Source organism: Paenibacillus pasadenensis (genome assembly GCF_002864175.1).
Lineage (GTDB): Bacteria > Bacillota > Bacilli > Paenibacillales > Paenibacillaceae > Paenibacillus_O > Paenibacillus_O pasadenensis.
Genome location: NZ_NFEZ01000004.1, coordinates 2,219,311 through 2,232,006, shown reverse-complemented (window position 1 = coordinate 2,232,006; position 12,696 = coordinate 2,219,311). Strand labels below are relative to the sequence as shown.

General features: G+C 66.8%; 5 protein-coding genes. 2 read left to right on the top strand and 3 right to left on the bottom strand.

The genetic code is table 11. From position 1 onward, the window contains the following. Positions 1 to 44: 44 nt before the first annotated feature. The 3 genes from B8V81_RS19045 to B8V81_RS19035 form a co-directional block, all read right to left on the bottom strand. Complete coding sequence (locus B8V81_RS19045; protein ID WP_180968493.1) at positions 45 to 4,562, bottom strand: endo-1,4-beta-xylanase; 4,518 nt, start codon at positions 4,560 to 4,562, stop codon at positions 45 to 47. A 190-nt stretch (positions 4,563 to 4,752) separates the two neighbouring features. Continuing rightward, positions 4,753 to 6,165, bottom strand: coding sequence for an arsenic transporter (locus B8V81_RS19040; protein WP_052333395.1), 1,413 nt, complete (start codon positions 6,163 to 6,165; stop codon positions 4,753 to 4,755). 424 nt (positions 6,166 to 6,589) lie between these two features. Continuing rightward, entirely contained in the window at positions 6,590 to 9,619 is a 3,030-nt protein-coding gene (locus tag B8V81_RS19035; protein ID WP_043111532.1) for an adenosylcobalamin-dependent ribonucleoside-diphosphate reductase, read from the bottom strand. Positions 9,620 to 9,792: 173 nt separating this feature from the next. Between B8V81_RS19035 and B8V81_RS19030 the strand changes: the two genes are divergently transcribed. Together B8V81_RS19030 and B8V81_RS19025 are read left to right on the top strand one after the other, a co-directional pair. Next, on the top strand, positions 9,793 to 11,631 hold the full coding sequence (locus tag B8V81_RS19030; RefSeq protein WP_101808975.1) for a DEAD/DEAH box helicase: 1,839 nt from the start codon (positions 9,793 to 9,795) through the stop codon (positions 11,629 to 11,631). Then, positions 11,628 to 12,575, top strand: coding sequence for a YqhG family protein (locus B8V81_RS19025; protein WP_101808974.1), 948 nt, complete (start codon positions 11,628 to 11,630; stop codon positions 12,573 to 12,575). The genes B8V81_RS19030 and B8V81_RS19025 overlap by 4 nt, the downstream gene beginning before the upstream one ends. The last annotated feature ends 121 nt before the right edge of the window (positions 12,576 to 12,696 follow it).

Sequence of the window (12,696 nt, the reverse complement as noted above, 5' to 3'; positions counted from 1 at the left end):
GATCAAGAATGGACGATGTTCTGGTTAGGATCCTGCTTGCCCGATCAAGGCAGGAGCAGCTTCCAAACCGCGTGGAGAACGGCCGCCGCTTCGGCGCGGGTCAGCGCGCCGGCCGGATTCAGACGGCCGGCCTCGTCGCCGCGGACAAGTCCGGCCGCGACGAGCTTCTCCGCGTCCGCGCGGGCATAGTCCGCGACCTGGCCGGCGTCCTTGAAGCCGGCCAGTCCGCTGCCGCTGCCGCTGTCGAGCGGCCATCCAGCCGCCTGCAGCGCGCGCACGGTCAGCGCCATCATTTCCTGGCGGCTGAGCGGCGCTTGCGGCCGGAACGTGCCGCCGCCTTGGCCGCCGGCGATGCCGAGCTCCTTGGCGGCGCGCAGCTCGGCGGCGTACGGCGCGTTCGCCGGAACGTCGGCGAACGGAGCTTGCGTGCCGGCTGCCGCTCCGCCCTTGAGCTCGAGCAGGCGCAGCAGCAGCGATACATAATCCGCGCGGCGGATCGGCGCCGACGGCGAGTAAGCGCCGGCTCCGGTGCCCTGGATCAGTCCGCGCGCGGCGAGCGTCTCGACCGCTTCCTTCGCCCATGCGGCGGAGGATAGATCGGAGAAGGACGCCGGCACAACCGTCATCGCATACAGGCCGGACGCGGAGAGCGGGAAGCGGATCTCCGCCGCGGCGGCGTCATACGCCGAGCGGATGACCGGCACGAGCGCGCCCGTGCCGCTGCGGAACCGGATCGACGCCGCAGGGGCGGATGCGATCGCCGGTCCGTCCTTCGGCACGGCCAGCGTCGCGGAGGCTCCCGTCGCGGAGCTCGGTGCGAGCTCCTTTCCATCCGCTTCGAGGCTCCACTGCAGCGCCGGCAGGCCCGAGGAGCTGACGCTCCGCGGCAATCCGGACGCGGATGCCTTGGCGAGCCGCAGCGTCACGACGCGGTCAGGCGCCAGCCCGGCGCCCTGCAGCAGCTGTCCCGGCAGCGAGACGGCCGCGAAGCCGGCGTCCAGCTGCAGCGTCAGCGCAGCTTGTCCGGCCAGCCAGCCGGCCGGCAGACGGACTTCGAAGGCGTCGGCCTTGGACAGCGCGGCGAGATCGACGGCGATCTGGCGGCTGCCCGCCTCGCCGACGGCGGCCGCTTCAAGCAGGCGCCGCAGGTACGCTTCCGTCAGCTCGACGGTCGCGCCTGCCGTGCCGCTCGTGACGACTGGCCCCGGCGTCGGCGATGGAGAAGGCGTGCTCGCAGCCGGAGGCTGCTGGCCACCAGGCGTCGATGTCGGCGTCGGCGTGGACGTCGGCGTGGACGTCGGCTGCGGCGACTCCGACTCGCCAGGCTCGCCCGGCTGGACGGCCTCGGCCAGCTGCAGCATGCCGAGTCCGCTCGTATCCTGGTAGGACTGGCCGGAGCCGTCCGCCCAGTTTTTGACGGAGTAGCGGACGCCGCTGCCCGTCTCGTCGTTGTTCACCTGCAGGTCGAAGCCGATGTACATGCCTGCTGCCGGCTGGATCGCATCCAGCGCGATCTTCGCCTCGACCGCATACCCGCCGTCGACGATGCGGACCGCCGAAGCGTAGTTGTCTTGGCTGGCATGGCCGCCCGTCGTGCGCACGTTCTTGAAGTTGATGCGGTACTGGCCGTCATCTCCCTCATAGACCGGCGTCTTGCCGTTGTTCTGGTCGACGAAGATCTCGATCGAGTCCTGCTCCCAGGCGTTGGCGCTCGCATCGCTCAGCAGCGGGTCCTTCACGACCGCGTATACATACAGATTGTCCTCGTCCCACAGCGTGCGGAAAGCTGCCGTCGCCCCTTTGTCGGCCGGACCTTCGACCGCCACCTGGGTCAGCAGCTCGTCGGCCTGCTGCCAGATGCCGTCCGCCTCGCCGTCGATGACCGGCGTTCCGTAGCGGGCTTTCGCTTCCTTTGATGCCGCGGCCAGCGTCAGCTCGCCGTAGCCGAGATCGTCGCGCTCCTGCGCGCTGCGGGGATCGCTCCAGGAGACGATCGCGCCGTTGCTGCCCTGCTCGGAGCCGTCGTTCACTCCGGTATCCGTCACCCGCAGGTCGAACTTCAGCTTCGCGCCGATCTGAAGCGGATCGGGCAGCTCGAACGAAGCCAGAACCGCGTAGCCTCCCGCTTTTTCCGCTGCGCCCTCAGCGCCGCGAGCGACCGTACGGACCAGCGTCCGATCGCCGTCCTTCAGGAACAGCTCGACCTGATCGCCGGCGCCGACGGAGGCGTCGCGCACGTCCGCAAGGACATGCAGCCTGCCGCCGTCCCACAGCGTCTTGAACGAGGCTTGCAGCGTTCCGATCTCTTCCGTCTTCAGAGCCGGCACCTTCTGCCAGGCCTGATCTCCGCCGCCTCCGCTTCCCAGCGCTCCTTGGCGGGAAACGGCGCTTTTGCCTACGACCGGCAAGCGGCTCGGATCGACCATGCCCCAGAAGGCGGGCTTCGCCTTGTAATTCTTGTCGAAGGCGAACGGCGCGTCCTGACGGCCCGTGCCGCTCGGACGGTCATGCAGCCACGTATGGTCGTCGGCGATGCCCCAGAACGTCACGTTGCTGATGTATCCGCCAGGAACGCCATTGCGCTCGCCCTCGTCATCCACTTTCTTGAGGGCGTCGAACAGCTCCTTGTACCGGTAGCCCTGCTTGTCGAGCAGCGCCTGAGGCACCGTCTGGTAGGAGTCCGTGTTGTTCGTATAGACGGATACGTCCAGCTCGGTCAGCTGGTTGTCGAAGCCGGCCGCGCCGAACTTGCGGATCGACTCCGTGATCTCGGCGACCGACGGACCGGCGATGTTGATGTGCGTCTGATGCCCGACGCCGTCGATCGGCACTCCTTCGGCGCGCAGCTTGACGACGAGATCATAGAGGAAATCGCGCTTCTTCGCATTCTGCGTGCCGTAGTCGTTGATGTAGAGCTTGGCGTCCGGCGCATGCTCGCGCGCCGTCTCGAACGCCGTGCGGATGAAGTCGAGGCCGGTGATGCGGTACCACTGGGAATCCCGCATGCCGTCCGGACGTCCCTCGTCGATCACCTCGTTGACGACGTCCCAGTCGGTCGCGACATCCTTGTAGCGCTCGACGGCGGCAGCGATGTAGTTGCGCAGCCGGTCCAGCACGAGCTCTTTGTTTTCCGGCGTCGGAGCCAGGAACTGGCCGCTCTCGTCCTGCAGCATCCAGTCCGAGCCCTGGCTGTGCCAGAGCAGCGTGTGGAAGCGCAGGTTCATGTCGCGTCCCGCCTGCTTCTCCGCGCGCACGTAGTTCGCCAGCACGTCGGCCCCCGACCAGTCGAACTGGTCGAAGCCCTGGCTGAGGTACGCGGGCTTCATCGCGTTTTCCGCGACGAGCGAGTTGTAATGAAGATCCAGCAGCTCCTTGTGCACGCCTACAAGCTGAGTGTTCGTCACCGCCGCGCCGATGCGGAAGTACGGAGCGTACGCCTCCTTCAGGCTCGGCAGATCCTTCTCGATCGAGCTCGGCGCCGGAGGCGCGATCGACACGTCGTCCACATAAAACGCATCGTCCACGCTCGACGTCTCGACGTAAAGCTTGAGCGTCTCCAGCTCGCCGGAATAGCTGAACGTTCCCTTCAGCTGCACCCAGTCCGTGCCGGACACGCTCGCCGAGGCGAGCGTCGTATACTTCGCGTCGCTGCCGGGCGCCTTGTTCTCCATCGACAGCCGCACCGTGCTCGGCTGCGCCGGAGCCGCAGCCAGCTTGACATACGCCGTCACCGCATACGGCACGGACGGCTGAAGCTGTCCGAGCAGATCGCGGTTCGGCCCGTTCCAGCTCTCGGTGCGGCCGGAAGCCTTGATGCTGTACGTTCCGGTGCGGGCCGCCTCGGAGCTGACCGCGACCGTTTCGCTGCCGCGCGGCCCCCAGCCCATCGACGTGCCGTCCTCGAAGCCGAACTCGATCGCCGCCTCGCCGGGCTCCGAAGGCTCCTGCGGGCCGGCCGTCAGATCGACGATCTCGACTTCATCGACATACAGGTCGGCGGACGATGCGGCCGTCTCTACGTAGAGCGTCATGAGCGTCGAGCCCGGCGGACGGGTGTACGAGTCGACGGACAGCGTCGTCCACTCCGCATCGCTCACCGGCTTGTTGCCGACGATCCACGTATAGTTGTTGCTCTGGCCCGTCGTCCGCATCGTGACATGGGCTTGGTCGCTTCCTTGGGCAAGGCGCGTCTTCAGGGAGATCTTGTACGCATGCCCTTCCTGCAGCTGCGAGTTCAGCTCGAGGCTCGGACTGCAGGTTTGCGAGCCGCGATTCGCCAGCTTGAGCGAAGCTTGTCCGCTCGCCGCCTGCTCGTTCGAGACGGACAGCGCGCCTGCTCCGGAGCCGCAGTTGAACACGCTCCAGCCCGCCGTCGTGCCGCCCTCGAAGCCATAGACGGCCCCTGTCGCCGTGCTTGCGCTCGCCGCGAGCGCCTTAGCCTCCGGCTCCGCGGAAGCGCGGGCCGCTTGCGGACCGAGCATCCCGCCTTGCGGAGCGAGCAGCAGCGCCGCCAGCGCCAGCGTCAGCGCCCGGCGGCCGGATTTTTTCCAACTGGAAAACATGATGGACAACCCCTCCTTCATGATGGTCGAGGAACATTTGAACCGCTTACAATTTCCCTCCGCTTCTATGTAAGCCCTTACATTATAACGAGCCGATTCGCGCAAGTTTACCCTGCAAACTATAGCATTTGCTTCGAAATCCATAGAACTTGACGGGGAAGGCATGAAAAAAGACGCCGAACCGAGCGGTTCAGGCGTCGATGGATGGGGCCTGCTTCAAGCCGCGCGTCCGCCGCAGCAGCGCGAGTCCCGCCCAGCCGGCCGCGAGCAGTAGGCCGAGGACTAGAGCGGTCGCCCAGCCGGCGCTCAGCCAGCCGGCCGCGAGGAAGCGCAGCCAGACGTACAGCCCGCCGAGCGCGAGCAGCAGCGTCGGCACCGTCAGCACGATGCCGGCCTTCATATAATAGCCCCAGGAGATGCGGACTCCTTTGCCCGCCAGCACATGCAGCCAGAGCAGCGTCGCGAGCGAGCCGATCGGAGTCATCTTCGGGCCGAGGTTGCAGCCGATGACGTTGGCGTAGACCATCGCCTCGCGGATCGGTCCGGAGACGCCGGATTGCTGGATCGCCAGCGCGTCGATCATGACGGTCGGCATGTTGTTCATGACCGAGGACAGCAGCGCCGCAGCGATGCCCGTCGCCAGCGTGGCGGCGAGCAGCCCGTGCTCCGCCGCCGCGGCAAGCATCTCTCCGAGCTCTCCGGTCAGTCCGGCGCCGCGCAGCCCGTACACGACGACATACATTCCGATCGAAAAGACGACGACCGACCACGGCGCGCCGCGAACGACCTTGGCGATCGAGACGGCCGGACTGCGGCGGGCCGCGCCGAGCAGCAGCAGCGCCGCCGCCCCGGTCACGAGCGACACCGGCAGCTTCAGCAGGTCGCTCGCGAAGTAGGCGGCAAGCAGCGCGCCCATCACGATCCACGACAGGCGGAACAGCCGCGGGTCCCGGATCGCGTCCGCAGGCGCGCGCACCTCCTCCGCCCGGTAGCGGCCGCGCACGTCCCGGCGGTAGAACGCCCCCAGCACGAGCAGGCTCGCGCCGATGGAGACGAGCGTCGGCACGATCATGCGCGAGGCGTACTCGCCGAACGACAGGCCGAAAAAGTCGGCCGACACGATGTTCACGAGGTTGCTGATGACGAGCGGCAGCGAAGCCGTGTCGGCGATGAAGCCGCTCGCCATGACGAACGCCAGCACGAAGCGCCCGCCGCCGCCGAGCGCCCGCACCATCGCCAGCACGATCGGCGTCATGATGAGCGCCGCCCCGTCGTTGGCGAACATGCCCGAGACGGCCGCCCCGAGCAGGATGACGGCAACGAACAGCAGCGGCCGGCTGCCGCCCGCCAGCCTCGCCATATGCAGCGCGCACCACTCGAAAAACCCGATCTCGTCGAGCACGAGCGAGATCAGGATGATGCCGACGAACGCGAGCGTCGCGTTCCAGACGATGCCCGTCACCGCCGCGACATCGTGCAGCGTGACGACGCCGAGCGCGAGCGCCAGCAGCGCGCCGACCGAGGCGGACCAGCCGATGCCGAGCCCGCGCGGCTGCCAGATGACCAGAATCAAGGTAAGGATGAATATCGCTGCCGCAGCCATATGAAATTGCTCTCCCCCGCCATTCTATTTCTCTTAAACGCACGGACTCTATTATACAAAAAATGTGCATGACCGAGTGGCAGCTTTTGCAAAGCCCGAGTTGCGAGCTGTAACCCGATGAAATCGGGTTGCAGCTGGTTCAGAGCTCGGTTTGCGAGCTGTAACCCGATATATTCGGGTTGCGGCTGTTTCAAAGCCCGGTTTGCGAACTGTAACCCGATAAAATCGGGTTATAGCTGTTTCAAAGCCCGGTTTGCAAGCTGCAACCCGATAAAATCGGGTTGCAGCTGCTCCAAAGCCCGGTTTGAGGGCTGTAGCCCGAAAAGTTCGGGTTGCATAAAGAGGCCGGTCCTTCCCGAGAGAACGGACCGGCCTCGCGTTCCAGCCTCTGCAATCGTTCGGCGGAATCAGGCCAGGTTCCCGCTCAGCAGCGGCTGTAGCCGCAGCTGCCGCAGGTGCTGCAGCCTTCCAAGCGGAGCAGAGCCGCGCTGCCGCAGGAGGGGCATAGATCCGCCGCGACGGCCCGTTCTTCGGCATGCGCTCGGGAACCGGCATGTGTATCAGAGCTGGCATGCGCCCGGGAACCGACATGCGTATCAGAGCCGGCATGCGCCCGGGAACCGGCATCCGCACCGGAGTCGGCAGGCGCCCGGAAACCGGCATGCATCTCGGAACCGAGCGGCGCGTCCTTTGCGCGGCTGCCGCGCTCTCCGGCTCCAGCGTCCGGCGCGGCTGCCTCGCCGCCGCTGGCGGCATGCTGCTCCAGCGCCTTGGCGACCGCATCGGCGATCGACTCGACGCGGCTCGCGCCGAAGCCGGTCGCCCCGGAGCCGCCGATTCCCTTCAGATGCTTGATGAGCAGGCCGACCTTCCGTCCGTGCTCGCCGTACCGGAGGAACAGCGAGCAGACGCGTCCGAGCGCTTCCGCCATCGCGAACACATCCGATCCCGCCTTGCCGACGTTGAGGAAAATCTCTCCCGGCGTTCCGTCGAGATCATTGATCGTGATGTACGCCATGCCGAGCGGCGTGTTCATCCGATATGTCGAGCCGCGCAGCACCGCCGGACGCCGCTTGTACTCGTGGTCAACGATGCGCCCGGATGGGACCGAGGTCGATGGGGCCGAGGTCGACGGGACCGATGTTGACGGGACCAACGCGGACGAGACAGGCGAGGACAGTACCGGTGGTTCGGCCGCGTCGCCGCGTGCCGCGCCCTGTCCGGCGTCCGCCTCGGCGGCTCCGCTGCCTGCAAATCCGCGTGCCGCGCCCTGTCCGGCATCCGCCCCAGCGGCTGCGCTGCCTGCAAATCCGCGTGCCGCGCCCTGTCCGGCGTCCGCCCCAGCGGCTGCGCTGCCTGCAAATCCGCTTGCCGCGCCCTCCCCGGCGTCCGCCCCTGATACGGCGCCCTCGCCCGCCGCCCCTGCGCCTCCCCCTGCCTGCCCGGCGTCCGCCCCGGCCGCAGCTCCGTCTCCCTCAGCACCGCCGCCCTCAGCAGCGCGTGCCGCGCCTTGCCCTTCCTCGCCCTTTTTGCCCTCGGCCGCGCTCAGCACCTGCGTATCCCGGCTGCCGTCGCGGTAGATCGTCACGCCCTTGCAGCCGAGCTCGTACGCCAGCTCGTAGAGACGACGCGTGTCCTCGACGGTGAAGTCCGCCGGGCAGTTGGCCGTCTTGGAGATCGAGCTGTCCACCCAGCGCTGGATCGCCGCCTGCACGCGGATATGGTCCTCGGCGGACAGGTCCATCGCCGTGACGAACGGCTCCGGCAGCTCCTCGCCCGGATGGGCCTCCTTCCATTGCCGCGCGATCGGCACGAGCTGCCGGTCGAGACCGAGCCGGCTCTGGCGAACATACTCAAAGGCGAAATAGGGCTCGATGCCGGTCGACGTGCCGACCATCGTGCCGGTGCTGCCCGTCGGCGCCTGCGTCAGCACGGTGACGTTGCGCATGCCGCTGCGGCGGACAGCCTCCGCGACCTCAGGAAACCGCTCGGCCAGGCTCCGCATGAAGCCGCTTTTCAAATAGGGCTCCGCCTCGAACGCCGGGAACGGCCCCTTCTCCGCCGCCAACTCCGCCGAGGCGAGATAAGCCTCGCGCGCGATGAAGCTGTACAGCCGGTCGAGGAACGCGAGCGACTCCGGACTGCCGTAGCGGATGCCGAGCCGGATCAGTAGCTCCGCCAGTCCCATCGTGCCGAGGCCGATGCGGCGCTCCCGCTGCTGGTTGCGCTCGTTCGCCGCGAAATGGTAAGGCGTCGTGTCGATGACATTGTCCAGGAACCGCACCGACCCGCGCACGACCCGGGCCAGCTCCTCCCAGTCGACGTCCTGGCGGCTCTCGTCGTGGAATCGGGACAGGTTGATCGCCGACAGATTGCAGACGCCCCAAGGCGGCAGCGCCTGCTCGCCGCATGGATTGGTCGCGATGAGCGGATTGAAATACCAGCTGTTCGACATCTCATTGTAGCGCTCCATGAAGACGACGCCCGGCTCCGCCGACTTCCAGGCCGACTCCACGATCGCCGCCCACGCCTCGCGCGCCTTGACCGTCCGCCAAGCCGTCACCGCGCCTCCGAGCTCGCGCCATGCGGCCAGATCGCCGGTCCAATGCTCGTCATAGAGCGGATGCTTCGTGTCAGGGAAGGCCAGCTCCCAGTCGTCATCCTCCCGGACCGCCTGCATGAAGCGGTCGCTCACGCAGACCGACAGATTGGCGTTGGTCAGCTCGCCCCTCGTCTGCTTGACCGCGATGAAGTCGAGCAGGTCGGGATGCCAGTCGTTCAGCATGAGCATGAGCGCGCCGCGCCGGCTGCCTCCCTGCTCGATCAGTCCCGTCGTGTAGCTGAACAGCCCGCCCCAGCTGACCGAGCCGCTGGAGCTGCCGTTCACGCCCGCGACCGGCGCGCGCCGCGGACGCAGCGACGACAGGTTGATGCCGACGCCTCCGCCGCGCGACATGATCTCCGTCATCTCGCCGAGCGTCTGCATGATGCCGCCCCTGCTGTCGCGGGGAGACGGCAGCACATAGCAGTTGAACAGCGTCAGTTCCTCGCTCGTGCCCGCTCCGGCCGCGATGCGCCCGCCCGGCACGAGCTTCCAGTCGTCCAGCAGCGAGCGGAAGCGCTCCTTCCACAGCCGCCGGCTCTCCTCGTCCGGCTCGGCCGCCGCCATCGCGCGGGCGAGCCGGTCCCACATCTGCCCGGGCTCGCGCTCCTCCGCGAGCGTCAGACGGTCCGCCTCGGTCTCGACCAGCTCGCCGGAGCGCGTCCGCACCGTCGCCCGCGAGCCGGAGCGCGCGACGACCTCGCCGACCTCTTTAGCCGGGAAGGCCGGATCGTCCTTCGTCAGCACGAGCACAGTGTCGCCGGGCTTCGCCTCGCGCGGATCGGCCTTCTTCCAGGCATAGCGGTCCAAAAAGATTTTTTCGCTCAAGCCTTCCAAACGGGTCGCCGTCATCGCATGCACTCTCCTCGCTTCGCTGGTCTATCTCCCATATCTAGTGTCTACTCCATTATATCCTACGACATCTAGATCAACATGTGATAAATGTCCGATTCCGCCTCCCCTTATTGAACTCCCGGACGCTGGGCATACTGAATGGCATATGACAACGAGAGGGGCCGATAGAGATGACGCGAACCGTCAAAGAAGGCGGATCGGGACGGCTGCATCCGCTCGTCGACCTGAGGATGGACCGATCCTGGTTCGAGGAGCTGCAAGCCCGCGTGGACCGCAACGGCCCGTGGGACGATTGGACGCTGTACCAGCTGGCGATGGAGGCGGAGCAGTCCCGGCGCATCGAAAGCTTCGACGAGCTGCAATGCCTGCGCTTCCTGAACGGCCTCGAGCCGATGAAGCATCAGACCGAGACGGCCGTCAAGGTGCTGCACGACATGGGCGGACGGGCGATCCTGGCTGACGAGGTCGGCCTCGGCAAGACGATCGAAGCCGGGCTCGTGCTCAAGGAATACATGGTGCGGGGGCTCGTGCGCCGGGCGCTCATCCTCGTGCCCGCCTCGCTCGTGCTGCAATGGGTGCGGGAGCTGAATACGAAGTTCGGCATCACCGCCGTCGCCCAGAAGCGCGCGCATACGTGGAACTACGATGTCGTCGTCGCCTCGATCGACACCGCCAAGCGCGAGCCGCATCGCGACCTGCTGCTCGGCACCGACTACGACATGCTCATCATCGACGAGGCGCATAAGCTCAAGAACAAAAAGACGACCAACTACCAGTTCATCACCCAGCTGCGCAAAAAATATTGCCTGCTGCTCACCGCGACGCCGGTGCAGAACGATCTCGACGAGCTGTACAACCTCATCACGCTGCTCAAGCCGGGCCAGCTCGGCGGGCAGGGCGAGTTCGCCTCCAACTTCGTCGTCGGCAAGCGGATGCCGAAAAACGAGGATCAGCTGCAGGAGGCGCTCTCCTCGGTCATGATCCGCAACCGCCGCGGCGACGGCGACGTGCAGTTCACGAAGCGGATCGTGCGCAACGTGCCGCTGCGCCTGTCCAAGGAAGAGATGGACTTGTACGAGGCCGTCACCGCGTTCGTCAAGGAGCGCTACGAGGAAAGCGGCGGCAGCCTGACGAGCATGCTCTCGCTCGTGACGCTGCAGCGCGAGGTGTGCTCGAGCCGCGACTCGGTGTTCCTGACGCTCGTCAACCTGTTCAAGAAGACGGAGGAGGACTCCCCCGTGCGCGGCAAGATCTGGGAGCTGATCGAGGTCATCAAGCGGATCAAGGCCAACACGAAGGCGGAAAAAGCGATGGAGCTCGTGCGCGAGAGCGACGGCAAGGTCATCATCTTCACCGAATACCGCGCGACGCAGGAATATCTGCTGCAGTTTTTCCGAGGCTCAGACATTACCGCCGTGCCGTACCGGGGAGGCATGGGACGCGGCAAGAAGGACTGGATGATGGACCTGTTCCGCGGCCGCGCCCAGGTCATGATCGCGACCGAAGCCGGCGGCGAGGGCATCAACCTGCAGTTTTGCAGCCGCATCATCAACTTCGACCTGCCGTGGAATCCGATGCGCGTCGAGCAGCGGATCGGCCGCGTGCACCGGCTCGGCCAGACCGAGGACGTGCAGGTATACAACCTGTGCACGCTCGGCACGATCGAGGAGCATATCGTGAACCTGCTGCATGAAAAGATCGACATGTTCGAATCGGTCATCGGCGAGCTCGACCATATCCTCGAGCGGTTCGAGCAGGAGGAGTCGATGGAGCAGCGGCTCGCGCGCGTCATGCTGGAGGCGCCGGACGAGGAGGCGCTCGCCGAGGGCATCGACCATCTCGGCCGCTCGCTGCGCAGCCTCGCCGAGCAGCCGGCCGCCTCGCCGAAGGTCCGGCTCTCCGGCGCAGCCGGCGCAGACGGCCGCAAGCTCTCCCGCGCCGAGCGCAAGCAGGCGCTGAACCGTCTGCTCGACGGCATATCCCAGCCCGTGGAGGTCGATGCGCCATGAACGACAAGCAAGTGCAGCGCTTCGTCGCCCGCTACGCCGAGGCGACCGGCTCCCGCATCGTCGAGAAGTCGCCGATGCATCTGACTGTCAAGCTCTCCCCCGCCGCCGACCGCGAGCTGACGAACCGCCCGTACTATTGGAGCTACGTCGACCGGGCGGGCATCGAGCCCGAGACGATGACGTACCTGTTCGTCACCGACAGCAAGCGCTACGACGAGCAGCAGCTGCGCCAGGCCAAGGCCGAGGCGGAAGCCGCCGCCGAGCCCGGCTCGCTCGATCAGGCGGCGCAAAGCGCCCTCGCCCGCTCGATCGGCTTCGTGCACGGCTCGATCCAGGGCCGCACGCCGCGCGAGGACCTGTACTTCGGCTCGCGCAAGCTCGACCAGCTGTTCGCCGCCGCCCGCAGCGGCGGCAGCTATGTCTGCCTGTTCCAGGAGCCGGAGCGCCGCTCGCTCCATCCGTTCGAGTCGGTCGCCTACACGGCCTGGCTCGGCGTCAACCTGCGCGTCGAGTTCGCCTGCGACATGAAGCGCGAGGAGATCCACTCCTACGGCATCTCGCTGGCGACGGGCAACATCCAGGAAAACTTCCATGAGCGCTTGTCCGGCCTCAAGCTGACGCCGAAGCTGCCCGCCAACGTGCATGCCGCCCGCAACGGGCTCACGCATGCGCGGGCGATGTCGCTGATCGAGGGCCATCTCGAGCGGAAGCTGCGCGCCGCCGACTTCAGCTGGGCGGAAGGCGCGAGCCGCAGGCTCCAGGAGGAGCTGGACATCCTCGCCCACTACTACGACCGGCTGCTGGAGTCGGCCGAGGAGGAGCAGCGGGACGCGATCGCCGCCCAATTCGAGACGAGGCGCCAGGAAATCCGCTGGCAGTACGAGCCGCGGGTGACGGTATCCGCCATCAACGGCGGCCTGTTCCATCTCGAGGGGATCGAATGAGCGCCTTTTCGCCAGCATGTCCGTCCATCCGCCACAAATAGCCCCGGCGCAGGCGCGGCGGAGCTGACAGCAAGCAACAGCCTTCGCCCGCTATCCGCGGTAGACTGAAGCAGAATCGAAT

Bases quoted from the DNA above. Each gene is read 5' to 3' on its own strand.
- B8V81_RS19025 (WP_101808974.1), top strand. From the start codon at position 11,628: ATGAACGACAAGCAAGTGCAGCGCTTCGTCGCCCGCTACGCCGAGGCG.
- B8V81_RS19045 (WP_180968493.1), bottom strand. From the start codon at position 4,562: ATGTTTTCCAGTTGGAAAAAATCCGGCCGCCGGGCGCTGACGCTGGCG.
- B8V81_RS19030 (WP_101808975.1), top strand. From the start codon at position 9,793: ATGACGCGAACCGTCAAAGAAGGCGGATCGGGACGGCTGCATCCGCTC.
- B8V81_RS19040 (WP_052333395.1), bottom strand. From the start codon at position 6,165: ATGGCTGCGGCAGCGATATTCATCCTTACCTTGATTCTGGTCATCTGG.
- B8V81_RS19035 (WP_043111532.1), bottom strand. From the start codon at position 9,619: ATGACGGCGACCCGTTTGGAAGGCTTGAGCGAAAAAATCTTTTTGGAC.